18 protein-coding genes are annotated in these 16,986 nt (G+C 42.7%); 3 read left to right on the top strand and 15 right to left on the bottom strand.

Annotated elements, in window-relative coordinates:
* Positions 1-206: 206 nt before the first annotated feature.
* Both AC4MCD_RS11520 and AC4MCD_RS11525 read left to right on the top strand, forming a co-directional pair.
* Entirely contained in the window at positions 207-1,646 is a 1,440-nt protein-coding gene (locus AC4MCD_RS11520) for a spinster family MFS transporter (RefSeq protein WP_491876143.1), read from the top strand.
* A 198-nt stretch (positions 1,647-1,844) separates the two neighbouring features.
* A complete protein-coding gene (locus tag AC4MCD_RS11525; protein WP_491876144.1) occupies positions 1,845-2,780 on the top strand; it encodes a tRNA dihydrouridine synthase in 936 nt (311 codons plus the stop codon).
* 21 nt (positions 2,781-2,801) lie between these two features.
* On the opposite strand, the gene AC4MCD_RS11530 is transcribed toward AC4MCD_RS11525, so the two are convergent.
* The 14 genes from AC4MCD_RS11530 to AC4MCD_RS11595 all read right to left on the bottom strand — a co-directional run bounded on the left by AC4MCD_RS11530 (position 2,802) and on the right by AC4MCD_RS11595 (position 14,325).
* Positions 2,802-3,476 (bottom strand): nuclease-related domain-containing protein, encoded by a 675-nt coding sequence (locus AC4MCD_RS11530; protein WP_491876145.1) that lies wholly within the window; start codon positions 3,474-3,476, stop codon positions 2,802-2,804.
* Between the two features lie 33 nt (positions 3,477-3,509).
* On the bottom strand, positions 3,510-3,992 hold the full coding sequence (locus AC4MCD_RS11535; protein WP_491876146.1) for a methylated-DNA--[protein]-cysteine S-methyltransferase: 483 nt from the start codon (positions 3,990-3,992) through the stop codon (positions 3,510-3,512).
* Between the two features lie 69 nt (positions 3,993-4,061).
* Positions 4,062-4,379 (bottom strand): quaternary ammonium compound efflux SMR transporter SugE, encoded by a 318-nt coding sequence (gene sugE, locus AC4MCD_RS11540; protein WP_034170625.1) that lies wholly within the window; start codon positions 4,377-4,379, stop codon positions 4,062-4,064.
* Positions 4,380-5,006: 627 nt separating this feature from the next.
* Positions 5,007-5,693, bottom strand: coding sequence for a ribulose-phosphate 3-epimerase (gene rpe / locus AC4MCD_RS11545; RefSeq protein ID WP_491876147.1), 687 nt, complete (start codon positions 5,691-5,693; stop codon positions 5,007-5,009).
* A 251-nt stretch (positions 5,694-5,944) separates the two neighbouring features.
* Positions 5,945-7,084 carry a M48 family metallopeptidase gene (locus AC4MCD_RS11550; protein ID WP_491876148.1) on the bottom strand — a complete coding sequence of 380 codons (1,140 nt, stop codon included), beginning with the start codon at positions 7,082-7,084 and terminating at the stop codon, positions 5,945-5,947.
* 12 nt (positions 7,085-7,096) lie between these two features.
* Positions 7,097-7,435, bottom strand: coding sequence for a DUF898 family protein (locus tag AC4MCD_RS11555; RefSeq protein WP_491876149.1), 339 nt, complete (start codon positions 7,433-7,435; stop codon positions 7,097-7,099).
* Positions 7,432-8,145, bottom strand: coding sequence for a DUF898 family protein (locus AC4MCD_RS11560; protein ID WP_491876150.1), 714 nt, complete (start codon positions 8,143-8,145; stop codon positions 7,432-7,434). Before AC4MCD_RS11560 ends, AC4MCD_RS11555 begins: the two co-directional genes overlap by 4 nt.
* A 160-nt stretch (positions 8,146-8,305) precedes the next feature.
* Positions 8,306-9,142, bottom strand: coding sequence for an S-formylglutathione hydrolase (gene fghA, locus AC4MCD_RS11565; RefSeq protein WP_005234179.1), 837 nt, complete (start codon positions 9,140-9,142; stop codon positions 8,306-8,308).
* Between the two features lie 39 nt (positions 9,143-9,181).
* Positions 9,182-10,582: a C13 family peptidase gene (locus tag AC4MCD_RS11570; RefSeq protein WP_166136755.1), complete on the bottom strand. Its 1,401-nt coding sequence runs from the start codon at positions 10,580-10,582 to the stop codon at positions 9,182-9,184.
* Between the two features lie 124 nt (positions 10,583-10,706).
* Entirely contained in the window at positions 10,707-11,525 is an 819-nt protein-coding gene (locus AC4MCD_RS11575) for a class I SAM-dependent methyltransferase (RefSeq protein ID WP_491876151.1), read from the bottom strand.
* Positions 11,519-12,343 carry an undecaprenyl-diphosphate phosphatase gene (locus AC4MCD_RS11580; RefSeq protein WP_180003084.1) on the bottom strand — a complete coding sequence of 275 codons (825 nt, stop codon included), beginning with the start codon at positions 12,341-12,343 and terminating at the stop codon, positions 11,519-11,521. The genes AC4MCD_RS11575 and AC4MCD_RS11580 overlap by 7 nt, the downstream gene beginning before the upstream one ends.
* Before the next feature lie 16 nt (positions 12,344-12,359).
* The gene (gene tsaB, locus AC4MCD_RS11585; protein WP_166136758.1) at positions 12,360-13,025 is read right to left on the bottom strand and encodes a tRNA (adenosine(37)-N6)-threonylcarbamoyltransferase complex dimerization subunit type 1 TsaB; all 666 of its coding nucleotides are present in this window, start codon (positions 13,023-13,025) and stop codon (positions 12,360-12,362) included.
* A gap of 140 nt (positions 13,026-13,165) precedes the next feature.
* On the bottom strand, positions 13,166-13,696 hold the full coding sequence (locus tag AC4MCD_RS11590) for a gamma carbonic anhydrase family protein (protein ID WP_180105211.1): 531 nt from the start codon (positions 13,694-13,696) through the stop codon (positions 13,166-13,168).
* Positions 13,697-13,710: 14 nt separating this feature from the next.
* Complete coding sequence (locus AC4MCD_RS11595) at positions 13,711-14,325, bottom strand: CoA pyrophosphatase (protein ID WP_034705731.1); 615 nt, start codon at positions 14,323-14,325, stop codon at positions 13,711-13,713.
* A gap of 123 nt (positions 14,326-14,448) precedes the next feature.
* Here AC4MCD_RS11595 and AC4MCD_RS11600 point away from each other — a divergent pair, with 123 nt between their 5' ends.
* Entirely contained in the window at positions 14,449-14,997 is a 549-nt protein-coding gene (locus AC4MCD_RS11600; protein ID WP_180105221.1) for an NUDIX hydrolase, read from the top strand.
* 46 nt (positions 14,998-15,043) lie between these two features.
* Here the strand turns inward: AC4MCD_RS11600 and filF are convergent, their stop codons facing one another.
* The gene (filF, locus tag AC4MCD_RS11605; RefSeq protein ID WP_180105210.1) at positions 15,044-16,969 is read right to left on the bottom strand and encodes a putative pilus system protein FilF; all 1,926 of its coding nucleotides are present in this window, start codon (positions 16,967-16,969) and stop codon (positions 15,044-15,046) included.
* Positions 16,970-16,986: the final 17 nt, after the last annotated feature.

Consider the following 16,986-nt stretch of genomic DNA (forward strand, 5'->3'; position numbering starts at 1 on the left):
CAAATATTTTCAGACACTTAAAGTAAGAAGGGAATATATTTGATTCCCTTTTTTATTCTTTTAAAAATAATTGTATCTTTTTAATCCAGACATATTGACGGCTGTGCAAATTACTCCTAGATTAGATTAATTGATACATTTAAAAAATAAAAATAATTAAAATTGTATCAAATAAGCCAATCACTATAACTTGCACAGGATGTTGCATGATGAATGAAAAAACATTGGTCATAGACAAGGTTGACAATGACGTCCAACCACTCGATTCTCATCTAAAAATTACTACGCCTATCCCCGAACAGGTAGCTACAGAAATTCCACCAGCAGCTCCAGAACGTAGCAGCTATCAATGGTATGTGGTGATCATCTGTATGGTGGCTTACATTCTGTCTTTTGTAGACCGCCAGATTTTATCTTTGATGATTGAGCCGATTAAGGCCGACCTAATGCTGAGTGATACCCAGTTCAGCCTGTTACAGGGTCTGGCCTTTTCCCTGTTTTATGCCTTTATGGGCGTACCAATTGCCGCACTGGCCGACAAGAAATCCCGTGTGAAAATTATTTCAGTCGGGATTGCCTTCTGGAGTCTGGCAACTGCAGCCTGTGGTCTCAGCAAAAACTTTATCCAGATGTTCCTGGCTCGCCTCAGTGTCGGTGCAGGTGAAGCAGCACTTTCCCCTGCCTTTTATTCCATTGTGGCGGATCTATTCCCGAAACATAAACTGGGCCGTGCGCTGGGTGTTTATGCCATTGGTGCCTTTATCGGTTCGGGACTGGCTTTCCTGATCGGTGGTTATGTCATTGGTCTGCTCAAGGATGTCAGCTTCATTACTTTACCGGTAATTGGTGAGATCAAGACCTGGCAGCTGACCTTTATGATTGTCGGTTTACCGGGTGTATTGCTGGCATTGCTGATGATTCTGACCGTACGTGAACCAGAACGTAAAGGTCTCAAAATGGATGCGAATGGTGTCGCAGTGAAAGCATCTTTTAAGAATTCGATTGGTTTTATCAAAACCCATAAAAAAACTTTCTTCTGTCATTTTATTGGCTTCTCTTTCTACACCATGATGCTGTATTCCCTGCTCGGCTGGGCACCGGCCTACTACATGCGTCACTTTGGTCTAGATGCAAGCCAGACCGGATATATTCTTGGAAGTATTATTCTTGTCGCAAATACTTCAGGTGCGCTATTCTGTGGCTGGCTCATCGACTTCTTTTCTAAACGTGGCTATAGCGATGCAGCGATCCGTGCCGGTGCAATTGGCTGTGCTGCCCTGATCATTCCAAGTGTGCTATTTACTCAGGTCGACAATATGCAGCTTTCATTCGCACTGATCTTTGTGGCGATGTTCTTTTCGACCTTCCCGATTCCGGCATCAGCCGCTGCTACCCAGATGCTGACACCGAACCAGTTGCGCTCTCAGGTATCAGCCAAATTCCTGTTGATTTCTAACCTGATTGCACTTGGTGTGGGTACAACTGCGGTGGCGCTGATTACAGACCGATATTATGAAAATACCTTAATGGTGGGTAACTCGATTTCTATCGTCAATGCTGTAGCTGGTGTAATCGGTGTATTCCTGCTCTATAAAGGCTGTCAGTATTATCGTGAAAGTATGAAAGTCGAAAAACTGGTCGATTAAGACAATATTAGATTTTTAAGATTGAAATCCAAACCTTAAATCAGCCGATTTAAGGTTTTTTTATTTAGATCACAAAAGACCAATAAGTACTCATTCACCATCAATCTTTTTATGCAATTCATATGAAAATTAAACTGCCTGGACTTTCCCGCCAAAAAGCCGTATAACACCGTTTTTCGAATTAACAGGTGTTGACCGTTGAAACTTGTTCTTGCACCCATGGAAGGCTTAACAGACCCGATTATGCGTGATGTACTGACATCCGTCGGGAGCTTCGACTGGTGTGTAACCGAGTTTATTCGTGTCACGGATTCGGTGCTGCCGGATCATATCTACCACACCTACTGCCCTGAACTGTTAAATGACGGCAAAACTGCTGCCGGTACGCCGGTGCATGTACAGTTCCTGGGAAATAACCCGGAAATGCTGGCAGCCAATGCAGTGAAAGTCGCTGCCATGGGCGCGCCTGCAATTGACATGAATTTCGGCTGTCCAGCCAAAACCGTGAATCGTCATCGTGGTGGTTCAGTGCTTTTAGATGAACCTGAAGTCGTCTATGAATTGGTCAAAGCTGTTCGTGATGCAGTGCCTGCACATATCCCGGTTTCGGCGAAAATGCGTCTGGGTTATATGGATCGCAACTTCATGATGGAAAATGCACATGCCATTGAAGATGCTGGAGCGGCCTGGGTTACTGTCCATGCACGGACCAAGGCCGATGGCTATACTCCGCCAGCCTTCTGGGATCAGCTGCAACCAATTCGTGAAGCCTTAAAGATCAATGTCATTGCCAATGGTGAAATCTGGACCAATACCGATGCCAAGCAATGTCAGCTAGAATCAGGCTGTGAAGACTTGATGATTGGCCGTGGTGCGGTCACTACACCTGATCTGACCCAATGTATTCGCCAGAATTCTGATGAGCCGCTTATCACCTGGAATGAGCTGCTTGAACTGCAAATCCGTTTCCTGAATGGTTCTTATAAAAGGGAAATGAATATGGTCGGCCGTTACAAACAATGGCTGGGGATGATGTCCAAGCATTATCCTGAAGCTAAAGCACTCTGGGATGAGGTTAAACGGATTAAACAGCTGGTTGAAATTACTGAAAAGCTAAAAGCCTCGAAAAATTAAGAAAAAAAGCCTTTGAATGATTCAAAGGCTTTTCTGTTCGGATTGCCGCCTGTTTAAATTTGCGACATGTTCACGATTGGTTTTCCATGATCTTTCTAGTACTTCCTTCTCCAAGCGAATCTGGATACGTTTAATCTTGGTGTCAGAAATAACTCGCTGATTAAAGCTTTTTACATAATCTGTCCAACCTGCGCCTCGAAATACATAATTCGGCATTGGAGTTTTGAATACCGCATCTGGCATAAATACAATCACAGAATGCAGCTGGGCTGGCTCAATAATATCAACCAGCAACTGCTCCAGAACTTTGATGTGCTTATAATTCTGATGAATCGGATTTTGAAATTTATAGCTATTTTTATAAAGTTTTTGCGTCCAGGTTTTTTGTCGCTCTCCACCAAAGATCCAGCCTTTATAGTTTTTGGTTTCAATCACAAACAGGCCATAAGGACTTAATAAGAGATGATCAATTTGTGTTGTGCTCCCTTCTCCATCTGGAAGAGTCAAATCGTTTAATAACCGATACTCAGGGTCTTTCAGATAAAGTTTGACATGCGTGGTAACAGCGAATTCTCCCAGCTTTCCTTTTAAAAATGGTTTAAATAACTTAAAAACGATCAAACCAATAAAAAGTAGAAGAACCCACCATAAACTCGACCAGAGTTGGCCTAAGATTTGTGTTGCGAACTGATCCATATTTTAATTTTCATTAATTTTATGATTTTGATCTTAATGGGTTCGCTCAATATTTAACAGAATTTCTTTTTTATCCAAACCGCCTGCAAAGCCTACCAGCTTACCGCTACTGCCAACCACCCGATGACAAGGTGCAATAATCGAGATCGGATTTTTACCATTGGCAGCGCCCACGGCGCGCACTGCTTTAACATTACCGACCTGTTCAGCGATTTCCCGGTAACTTCGGGTCTGTCCATAAGGAATATTCAGCAAAGCCTGCCAGACTTTTTTCTGAAAATCAGTACCAGCAAAGTCTAAAGGCAACTCAAAAACACTGCGTTGACCGGCAAAATATTCCTGAAGCTGACACCGAGCTTCTATCAACACAGGATGCTGTGGATCTTCTACCAGAGTTGCCAACCTGACCCGATTCGGTTTTTCACAATCCCAGAGTACAGCCACCAGTGCTGTTTCATTGGCGACCAACTGCAACTGTCCTACAGGCGAGTCCATATAAATATAACTGAGTTGCATGGCCCTACTCCTACAGAATCAAGCTTGCCAGTTTTTATTTTACTCGAAATCAGAACTGCTCAACAGCTCTTAGGAGGAGGATAATTTCATCAAAACAAGTCCGGAAATAATCAGCACCGCAGCCAGCATACGCATAGCAGAAGCAGGTTCACCTAAAACTATAACACCGACCAGAAATGAGCCAACTGCGCCAATGCCCGTCCAGATGGTATAGGCAGTCCCTAAAGGCAAAGTACGCATGGCATAGGCCAACAATACAAAACTGAGCACCATAAAAACAATCGTAAAAATACTCGGCGTGAGTTTGGTAAAACCCTCTGAGAGCTTCATGGAATAGGCCCAGACAATCTCAAATAGCCCAGCAAATACAAGTATAATCCAGGCCATATTGCCTTCCTCCCGATTAACAGAGTCAGGCCGTCCTGACGATTTTTCTTGTTGAATATTATAAATTTAATCAACAAGGGAGGTCGTTCCTCCTAAAAAAATAAATATCTTATAAAACAGACGACAAAACCAAACTGCCGTTTACAAAATTTGACTGAATGAGAATTAACTTAACCATGTCTTACTCAAATGCTCAGGACAACTTGAAGATTTCAGCCTATCTTAAGGAACGCCAACATGGGACATCGTGTTATGGCATTACAGAGACTTGAGTAAGAAAAACAAACAAGGAATAAGTCCATATTATTAAGTTATGCACATGAATTAAATTTAAAAATAGCGTGAAGATCTTACACAATGAAACACAGAACTAAGACCCATTGATCACTTTTTGTTTGGCTTGATTATTAACCTTTGATGAATAAACGATCACTAAAATCAAGGGCTGACATATATAAAAAGAACTCCAATTGAGTTCTTTTTATACAAATTTTGTCTAAGATGCAATCAATCAAGCTACAAACGATTACAAAATATGCAACATATCCATATGGTTATCAACATAGATATCTACACACTTATCCATAAAGTTATCCACAGATTTATGCACCTTAAACATTTTAGAGATTAAAGCTGGATTTGACCGACTTTAGCCAGCTCACTACGCATTTCATCAATCACAGCTTTATAATCCGGCTTACCAAAAATCGCTGAACCAGCCACAAACATATCTGCACCAGCTTCTGCAATTTCACGAATATTTGCTGGTCCTACACCGCCATCTACTTCTAAACGGATATCACAACCTGAAGCATCAATGATCTTGCGCGCTTGACGTAATTTATCCAAAGTCATTGGAATGAATTTCTGTCCGCCAAAGCCAGGGTTCACACTCATTAGCAATACCTGATCAACCTTATCCAGTACATAATCCAGATAATGCAATGGTGTCGCTGGATTAAATACCAGACCGGCTTTAGCACCACCCGATTTGATCAACTGTAAAGAACGGTCAATATGATCAGATGCTTCCGGATGAAACGTAATAATATCTGCGCCTGCTTCCAGAAAGTCACCAATCATGCGATCTACAGGTTTCACCATAAGATGTACATCAATAGGTGCCTGAATACCATATTTTTTCAATGCCTTACATACACCTGCGCCAAAGGTTAAATTGGGTACATAGTGATTATCCATAACATCGAAATGCACAACGTCTGCACCGGCCTGAAGTACATTTTCAACTTCTTCACCTAAACGGGCAAAGTCGGCAGACAAAATAGAAGGTGCAATTAAATAAGGCTTGGACATGAAAGGACCTGGCTAAGTGAAATTGGATTTTTCTCATTATACCAAATCCAGTCCTGCTACTGTGACTTGGATGTTATGTGAATACAATGCTATGTAACGCTGGACAGTATTTATGCTTAACATCACTAGACTTGGATGAAAATGATTGATTGAGACAGGAAAACTCGCATCTCCATCAATAAAAAATCGAGGCTAAACACGCCTCGATCCTCAGGATATAGAGATATGAATTTTTATACTCAATATCAGGGCTAAACAGGTTGACTCATTTTTTCTTCAAATGCATGAATACGTTTAATTCTTTCGCCCAGTTTGGGATGTGATTCGAGATATTTTTTGAGTTTTCCCATCAAACGCAACCATTTCAGCTCAGACTCTGTGATTTGCCGTTCTTTTCCATCAATATTCAGGGTAAAGTTTTTCATTTTTATCGTTTTATTCTGCTCTGCCAGGATTCTAGCGTTTTCAACCCGCTGCAAAAAGTTCGACAAATGAATACTGGAGATCTGCTGTTGATGCAAATGTTGCATGGCATAATCATCCGCAGCAAGTTCAAGCGTCTGTGAATATCCCGCATCGGCGAGTACCGCTATAGATGCCGCCACCACATCACTTAAATCTCCTGTTACCAAGGCAAATAGTCCTGCTGCACCCAGGTTGGAAATCACTTTTTGCATGCTATGTTTTTGTACCAGATGTCCTTGTTCATGCGCCAGTACTGCAAGGACTTCTTCATCTACACCGCTGAGCTTGACCAGTTCATCGGTAACGATAATGGTATTGTTCGGAATTGCAGCTGCATTAAGCCCCATGGTTTCTCCGCCTTGACGGAAAATAATCTTTGCAGGTTGTCCTACCGCAATTTTCTGTTCATACAGTTTTTTTAGACGTGCTTGATGCTCTGCGGAGAGCTTGGATGGCTCAGTTTGCTCAATTAATTTCTGCTCAGTTTGATTTCCTACCTCGATCAAGGTCTGTTCCGGAAGTAATCGAGAGAGCTGCTGGGCCGTATATGGAATTCCCCATTTAAGAATAAAAATTACCGCACATATCACGATAATCATCGAGAAGAAAATCAGGAGTGGAGAACGTTCAAATTTCCATATGGCATGATAGATTTCTTTGGATTTAATCTTCAGCCAATGCGGCGCTTTGGTTAAAAATTCAATCCGACGATCTTCAGGTAATTCGATAATCGGTTTACGTCCCCCGACCCCGCCAATATACGCCATATCAGGATAAGTAAAATAAAATTCAGCTTCACTCACTTGCTTGGGTGTTTCTTCACTGAGTTTCAAGGCAATCCCGCGTTGCTGATCAGGGACAATCCATGCACGCTGAGCTTCAGCCAAAATCCCGTCATAAAATCTGACTTCAACAGGTCGCTTCATCCTACTTGCCCCCTATAACGATGCATCGAAATCAAAGATATCCAGTACTTCATCGGCTATAGCACTTGGATCACGCTGCAAGATATTTTTTAGATTAGTTTCGTCCTCTGCCAGATAAAGCTCCAGGTTAGCCAGTTGATATTCATATAAACGAATGCTCGCCCAAGGGGTCATGAGTCCCAAACTGAGTGCACGCACAATCCAGTTACTCAGTACAATCCAGCTATAACGCCATGTCGTTACCCGAGTTTTAAAGTAGCTTTGACCAAGCTCTACATGATTCCAGGTATACATATATAAGCGTGCAGATATCATCGGCCAGACCAAGGCCAGACAAAACAGATAGCTCACAATACAATACCCAAGGTAAACAGGTTTGTACCGATCAAATCGACCCAGTAAACGATTGCTGCGCTCCATGCGATACCAATCAGCAGACACAGACATAAGGGGATATAGACTGCCGACATAAATTTAGGCCACTGAATTCCCAGCCTGAACTGAAGTTGTCCGATCGATAAATGATTAAAGCAGTAACGTTTGTATAGCCAGATCACCACTGGGCTGAAAAGAAACAGGGTAAAAATATTGATCAATATCGCGAGCCATAAGCCTCTATAGGCTTCCCGATTGCTTCCACAAAAATGAAACCGGACATTACCATATTTACTATTCCGGGCCTTAAATTTCAGAGTCATCCGAATTAACCAGGGTAGACAGATCGCAGCAATCAGAAATAATGAACTGGTGGCAAGAATGGAGTAATTGGTCAAGATCACTGTCACCACATACAACTCCAATGCCAGTAGACGATCTAGCAGAATTCGGCTTGGCATGGCAATGAAGTCAAAGCGATGTTTTAACAATTGGGTATTACCGTAGAAATAACGGATACGGCGTGCCTTTGCCCACGGGCTATACAAAGTAAGCGTAATGATGGTTAACATCAGATTCACCATCCAGATTCCAAAATATTCCGTGGCACTGCCATGAAATCGGAAGCTGTGTTTTTCTAATGAAGGTGATGGCTGGTCAATCTCTGGTTCAGGCTTATTGTGCATCGTGTTCTTAACTGCAACTGGTTCTACCTAATTTTTGAATAGCAACTTGTATGCCATTTTTATTATATTTATTTGATATTCATATAAAAAACTCCAAAAATATGACCTATTTTTGGAGTTTCATTGTACTTTTAAGTTTGCTTCGCTTTCGCTGCTTGGCTCATGGATTTAATTGCACGGCATGGAATTGTAGATGGTCATCTACAAAGCTTTGAATAAAATAGTAACCATGATCATAACCCTGATGTTCACGTAAGGTTAATTTCTGGTTCACGGCATCACAAGCTTGCTGAAATAAAGCCGGATTCAGCTGGCTATAGAACTGATCAGAAAAGCCCTGATCAATCAGGATATCGCTAAACAGTGCACCTTTTTCCTGAACCAGCGCAGTTGCATCATGCTTCAACCATTCTTCGCGGTTTTCACCCAGATAATTCGAGAATGCCTTTTCACCCCATGGACATTGGCTTGGTGCACAAATCGGTGCGAATGCCGAAACTGAACAGAATTTTTCCGGGTATTTAAAAGCCAAAGTTAAAGCGCCATGTCCACCCATGGAATGACCGAAAATCCCAATCTTATCCGCCTGAACTACGAATTCTTCACACACCAGTTCATACAACTCATCGACGATAAAGCTTTCCATCTGATAATGTTCAGCCCACGGTGCTTGAGTGGCATTGATATAGAATCCGGCACCTTGCCCGATATCCCAGTGATCACCTTTGGCAACATCATCTCCACGTGGTGAAGTGTCAGGTGTAATCAGAATCAGGCCAAGCTGGGCCGCCAGACGCTGGGCATGTGCCTTGATCGCAAAAGTCTCTTCCGTACAGGTCAGGCCAGCTAAATAGAACAAAGCTGGACAATTCTGCCCTTCCAGAGCTTGTGGCGGCAGGAAGATTCCAAATCTGGTTGGCTTTTTTAATATTTTAGACTCAAAGCTATAAATCCGCTGTTCACCCTCAAAGCTTCGATTATTCTGTACCAGTTCCATCATCATTCCTTTTTCTATTTTCTAAAGTTGTAGATTGGTTTATGGAGTCAAAGCGACAGACGGAGATGCTGAAGTGGTCGTCGCTGGAGGGAAAAGACGCTGTTCCAGTTGTGGCAACATCAATTCCATGTTTTTGCCAATTACCCATTGTGGTTCTGACGGTTCAAATCCTTGAGCTGCTTCCCATTTAGCCACTGTAGTCTTGGCCTGCTCAAAAGAGGCTTTCAGGCTGTTATTTTCACGCATGGCCTCATCAAAGAAAGCACGGCCGAAATAAGTATAGTCAGCTTCGTTCGAACAACCGAATGACTGACGGTCAGCAGCAGAAGCAGTAATGATCAAGGTATTATCATTCTGCAGAGCCGAAGCAAAGCTTCCTGAAAAACAGGCGGAAATAACAATCACTCGCCAACGCACACCTGAGGCATCCAGAGTATCACGTAACCATTTTGGATCGACTGATGCCAGGTCTAGCGGTGCATTTTCCATTTCAAATTCATTTGGCAAGCCATGTGAGGTCATGTACAGGAACAGCACATCACTTTCCCGGTTCATCTGCTGACCAATACGGCGCAAGGCCAATTCCATGCTGGTTTTAGAAGCTAGTGGAATTTCAGTCCGTGTTGCCGGATGATTGACTAGCATAATCGAACGGCCAAAAGTCCCAAAACGGGTATCAAACTGTTTTTTAATCCGTTCTATTTCTGAATAGAACACATCCTGATAACTCGCACCAGCCACCCCCATAAAGTACCAATGCGACTGTGCAAATTCACCATATTCAATTGCATCTAGTGCCTTGTTCAGCAAGATCGGCTGAGCATAGAAAGCATCTTCAGCGAAACTTGGTGGAATTTCTTCAACTTTCCAGATGGGCTGATCTTTCACCGAAATCTGCCACACCACTAAAGTAAATAGCGTAGCCAGCATAATCAGTGCCCGCTCCCACCACGGCCATTTTAATTCACGTGAAATCACCCACACCACAGCCAGACTTTGCCAGACAAACAGCATGACAAATAGGGTCGGAATATAGGCATAGAAAATATAAGGTAGATAATCCAGATCACCCAGATACTGGATCAGGCTCTGGAACAGCATGATATGTGTATCCAACACCAGCCAGAGTAATGCGGGTACCAGCATCAGACGAGGATTATTCACCCGTTGGGACAAAAAGATCCCGACAATCAGGGCAATAAAGGGCCAAAGCGCATAACTGATGAGACCTTGAGAGTTGAAATCTCCCATACGACCAGAACTGAGCCAGCTAAAGAGACTGTTAGCACAGCCGCCCAAAATCCCCCAGAATACCAGTTGCAGAATAGAGGGACGCACCAGTTGCAGCGAACGCCGAGATCCCAGAAATAACCACATCCCGGCAATTTGGTTGCTTTTAAAATCGTGCCAAAAATTGATGGAGGGTTTAAAGTCGATCATATGATTTCAGGGAGATGAGTGGCTCGCTAATGTGCCCAATAAGTTTATGCTTGATATAAGTTTTATCAATGCCAATTTTTAAATATATAACAAATCCTTGATCTATTTTGAAGCAATTCTCATATTAAGTAACCAGTTCATGCTGAAAATAGGCATCAAAACGGCAAGCATCACCAGACCATTGATGATTTGGCTCTTTTCCAGCTAAAAATACGGCCAGACGAGGACGTTTCACCACCACCCGCTTGCCAATTTTTTGTGCCAATTCTAAGAGATTATCTCCCAGATCCATTTCACCATCTTCCGGTAAAAGCAGATGTAATAATTGCATTTGTTTTTTCACCTGTGCCTGCTTTTTCGGTGCCTGCTGATTCTGGTCGCGTTGTGGAAACATCGGGTCCAGATAAACTACATCGACGACTGCATTCTGCTCAGCTTGTAATTTTAGATAATCCGCAGAATCGGAAAAAACCAGATGAATCCGGTTAACCACCGGACTTAGAAAAGCATTATTTTGGGCTCGACTATGACTGTCTTCAAGTAGGGTAAATAAAATAGGATGTCGTTCGACCAAGGTCACCTGAGCACCCAAATGTGCCATCAACAGACTGTCATGACCTAGACCAGCTGTCGCATCGATAAGAGTCGGCTTTTCTCCGAGGTTACAAGCACGAGCAATCATTTCCGATTTTAAAGAGGCACGTTTTAAGCGCCCTACTTCTGCTTGCCAATCTGGTTGCATTTTCATGCCATTGGCACAGAGCCATAGGCCGTCAGCATCAACACACAGTGCCAGTTCGGGATGTAAACGCAAGAAACGTGCATTCAGCTTTTCAATAACCTCAATACTAACCTCTACACCACGAGAAGAAAGCACAGCCTCGAAGTGCTGTGCTTTCTCTTGATACTCAGATTCGGTATATAAGCGAATCGTGCTTACCATAGTCTCCAACCTGTAAAGGCAAATAATAAAATCAGTAAACCTGAGGCAATACGATACCAGGCAAAAATCATGAAATCACGTTTTGCCACATAGGCTACCAAGGCACGGATTAATAAAAGCGCCGAGATGAAAGATACGATGATACCGACTGCCAGAACTGTCCAGTCTTCTGTGGTACTGTAAACATCATAGCTTTGATAAAGATCGAGCAGGCCTGCCCCGATAATGACCGGAATCCCCAAGAAGAATGAAAATTCAGTTGCGGCCTTACGTGATACTCCAAGGAACATTGCCCCGATAATGGTCGCGCCTGAACGTGAAGTTCCCGGTATTAGGGATAAGACCTGAATCAGACCGATCCAGATCGCATCTTTCACGGTTAGATCTTCAACTTCTTGGGCACGTACCTTAGGTGGATTCTTCTCAATCCAGATAATGATCAGGCCACCAACGATCAAGCCAATGGCAATCGCAATATTATTGAATAGCAGCTCTTTTACGGTTTGTCCTAGGGTCAGGCCAATCAGCACAATGGGAATAGAGGCCAGAATCAGGCCAATCCCTAAACGGCGTCCTTGCGGTTCACCACTTACGATCCCGGTTGCTGCACCCCAAAGCCGTGCCCAATATTCATAAATAACCGCGGCAATTGCCCCCATCTGAATTGCGACGACAAAAACATCACTTTTTTCTTTGGTCCAGAAATTCATTAATTCTGAAGCCAAAATCAGATGCCCAGTACTGGAAATAGGCAAAAACTCGGTAATACCTTCAACAATACCCATAATTGCTGCTTTCAGCAGCAGTAAAAGATCCATGCTTAATCCTGATTAATTATGCTTTGCCTTGTTCTGGAATTTTTTTCCATGCGTTATCACGTAAATATACCGGAAGTGCCAATTCTGCACTGACCCAATTTTCTGTTTTTGCTGCTGCACGCGCTATCACGGCAATATCCTGCGCTGTTGCACTGACATTTTTATATTCGGATGCTGTTTCTTGAACTAGATTGGCACCTGAACCCACCACAGTAAATTTGACTGCCTCGGCACCTTGTTCATAACTCAAAAGCTGTTCTTCATCAACAGCCTGCATAATCCCTTGAGCATCTAACTGATAACTGGCAACGTAGACTTCATTCATCCGTGCATCCAGTACTGCAGTTACTGCAGTTAAACCATGTAAACGATATGCTGCTTGCGCCAAAGCTTGTAAAGTGGATACCGGAATTACAGGCAGATCATTTGACCAAGCCAAAGCTTGGGTCACAGCCGCATTGATACGAACACCACTAAACGATCCCGGGCCACGACTAAAGGCAATCGCTGTCAGATCAGATACAGCCAAGCCCAGATCATTGAGGCCTTGTTCAATCATTGGGAGAATGGTTTGCGTTTGTGCCTTGGCGCGCGCATCAAGCTGAAAAAATAGTTCTTGAGTATCATCGATCACAGAAACGGAACACTGCTCATTGGCAGTCTCCAATGCCAGCACTTTCATGCACAACCTTAATTCAGAGAATATAAAAAACGTCGAATATAATACTCCACTCATATCTTCTAGGCGAGATTTTCCCAAGCCAGATACAAAAATGCCTAGAAAATTCTAGGCTTAACTGAGGACATTATTCAGATAACAGCCTAAAGCTGTACTTCTTCCAGGTCCTGAAATTTCTGGAAATGCTCAGCATAGTGCATGGCACTCATTTTCAGTTTCTGAATACTGGCTTCATCTAAAGTTTTCACGACTTTGCCTGGTGAGCCCATCACCACCGAATTATCAGGAATCACCTTCCCTTCTGGAATCAGGGCATTGGCACCAATAATACAATTCTTACCAATCACGGCATGATTCAAAATCACCGCTTGAATCCCAATCAGGCTATTATCGCCAATCGTGCAACCATGCAGCATGGCCTGATGGCCAATAGTCACATAATTCCCGATATTCATTTCAATCCCAGCATCGGTATGTAGCACGGAATTCTCCTGAACATTGGTGAAGTCACCTAAACGGATTTTGCTGTTATCTGCACGAACGACGGCGCCAAACCAGACACTCACCTGCTTGCCTAATTCCACCTGTCCAATGACCGTCGCTGTAGGTGCCACCCAACCGTCCCATGGCTGATGCGTTGCTTTTGGTGTATGTCCCTGAAACTGATATAACATGGCTGAAATCCTGTTCAACGGTTAAAAAATTTTGAGCGTTTAAACGCAGGTGAATTAAGTAAAAATGGCCAGTCTTTTTTATAGTCAAGCCCGTACTGAAATAGTGAGATCAGCATACGTGCGGTCAGTCCCCAGACAATCTCATTTTCCACCCGCATACTTGGAAAATATAAAGACTGTTGGGCAAACCGTACTTCATAAGGCATCGGCTGGGCTTCCAACAAATGCTGTAAGGAAGCAAAGAAAATCCGGTCAATTTCCGTCGGCTGAGGAATGAGTTGAATGGTAGGCGGAATTATACCTACCACAGGTTTGACCAGCATTCCATTACGTGCCTTTTGCATCGGCAGATCCCCGATCAGATGCACATCAAATGGATTAAGCGCCGTTTCCTCATACGCCTCTCTCAAAGCCACTACAATATTACTGGTATCTTGTGGGTCGCGTTTACCACCTGGAAAAGAGACTTCTCCTGCATGATTATTCATGTAAGCTGAACGGCGTGTCAGTAAAACTTTGGGATCAGCTTCATCTGTGATCGCAATTAATACAGCAGCCTGTGCAGTTTGAATCCGTTTAGAAAATCGTAAATGTTTCTGCAAGCGTTGTATTAATCCCAGCTCATCCATTCATTCAGCTCCCTATGCGACTATAATTTCATCATAGCTGATTTTTGATTTGGCGGGATAGAAATGATGCCAAATTTTGATTTTTCAGTTATCCTGACCTTACTGTTATCATTGATGATGAATATGAACTTCTGTGTGAACTGTGGACATAAAACAACAGAGAAAATTCCTTTAGGCGATCAGAAGGTTCGCAAGGTTTGTACTACATGCGGATATATTCATTACATTAATCCAAAAGTGATTTGCGGTGCATTGGTGCTCTGGGAAGATAAAGTCCTGCTCTGCCGCCGTGCAATTGAACCACGTTATGGACTGTGGACTTTACCTGCCGGTTATATGGAACTGTTTGAAACCATGGAACAGGGCGCGGCACGTGAAACCCGTGAAGAAGCCGAAGCTGAAGTGGATATTGAACAGCTGTACTGCCTGTACAATATTCCGCGGATTGGCCAGATTTATGTCCTGTTCAAATCTCAACTGATTGATGGAAAATTTGGTGCAGGTGAAGAAACCATTGAAGCACGTTTATTTAACGAAGATGAAATTCCCTGGAGTGAACTGGCTTTCCCGAGTGTAGAGCATACGCTTCGTCATTATTTTGAAGACCGTAAAACCAATAACTTCCCGATGCACCTAGAGACCTTGGGAACCCGTTTGGATCACACAGGTTAAAATGTCTTTTTATAAAAAAGCCCATCATTTGATGGGCTTTTTTTTATTATTTGGTTTTGATGCTATAACAATCCGCTAATTTAAACGAAACACTTCCGCCACTTAGCTTGGCCAGATTGGTCTCCTCCGTCGTTTCATCAGTATTATTGTTGTTATAGATTTTCTGGAAGCTGGCATAAGTATTCGCCCAACCTACGCTTTCTCCAGCTGAGTTGGTAAAGCCCACACGACTGGTTCCATTCAGCACATTAGATAAATTGAGTAATGCTCCACCAATCACAATCTTATCATCTGTATTGGTTGAAGCCTGAATAGTGGAGTTCATACCTACCAAGGCACCATTTAATGAACCAAATACAGGATCAGCGAAGACCAGTCGCATAGATACTGTTTTTTCATCTATAAATGCACGGCCTAATGTACCGAGACGATATTGTTGAACGCCGTTATTGTCTTTAAGTCCAGCCGGTAAGATATCTCCCTGGCAACCATTAATACTATCAGTTGTAAGATTGCTCGCGGACTGCATATTGGTACGCACATCACCATTACTATCAATCACAACACCCACTGTAACAGGGCTAATTGAGTTTTCGCTAAATTTAAACTCCATGTTGCCATACATTGGGAAAATATATTCTTCACCTGGCTCTACATTTTCAGCTGTTCTAAAGACTTGACGATCCAGATAGCTAATCGGGAAAATTTTATAAAGATCAATTGAGCCACTATAGTTGTCATCATCGGCATTAAAACGCCATAAGCCAAGACTGGCACGATCAGCATCGCTGAGTTCAGTTTTACCTGTGGCCATCTTATAAAATGCTTCTTTACCAGCAATCACATAATCGCTCAGCAAACGGCCTTGGTAAATTTCTAATGGATTGCTGTTGTTAGCCACATTCATTTTATATGGTGCATTTGATGAAAGCATTCTCGTGGCAGGGCTAATCCAGCTGGTTTGCGGTACTGCAGTAATTTGCTGTGGTTTGACCTTACGGATCAATTCCGCATTAATGCCACCCAAAGATCCCAGATTATTGGAGCCCAGTTTTAGCTGAGTATCACGCCACTGTAGTCCACTACCGAAGGTATAACCTTGGCGGTCTGTAATCAGGATAAAATGTCCAAATAAATATTTAGTCGTTTTATCTTTAATGTCACATACAGATTTATTACAACCCGCCAGACCATCGGAACCAGTCAAGTTACTGCTAATAATGCCTGAGGTTGAGAACAGAGAAAATTCTGGTTGATATACTGCTGCACTGGCAATATTGGCCAGTTTTTTTACGACTTCAAAGGCCTGATCATCACTAATCTGGCTAATATCAATAAAAGGTTTAAGGGTTTCTGCTAAATTTGCATCTGTCAGGCTGATATCTTTATTAATTTTGCCCAGATTCTTTCGCATATCCTCTGTGATATACAAGGGCTGTACATCTGTCGGATTATAGATACGACCTTTTTCCAGTGCCAAGGTCTGCCAGATTTTGACCAGTTTCATCGCCACCTGTACGGTTGGATCTGTCTGTTCGATTCTGGCAATGTTACGACCAGTAATCCCCTTGGCAATATCAAGTACACTGAGTCGGGGTAATTGGCTCGATGTACTGAGGTTCATATATTCTGAAAGCTTTACAGTACCCAATTTGATTTTGGTATCACTAAAACTTTTTAGATAAAATTCAATACTATCTGCTTTTTGACAAGTACCTGACGCCACCCCATCATTTTGGTCAAATAAAGTAATAAAGGTATTTTCTTTATCACCACTACAATTAAAGTTAAGACCATCAATTGGATATTCAAGCCCCCATTCCAGACAATTCGTTGCAGTAGCAGAGCATGAACCGTTCGTGGTGGCTTCATCATTTTGTTCTGGTATGACATTCGCACTTTCACCTCCGCATCCGCTGAGGGCGGCAAATAAAGCAGTGAAAGCAAATGGATATAATATTTTATTTTTCATCTTATTCTACTCGAATC

The organism is Acinetobacter sp. CAU_H_78, assembly GCF_058599365.1.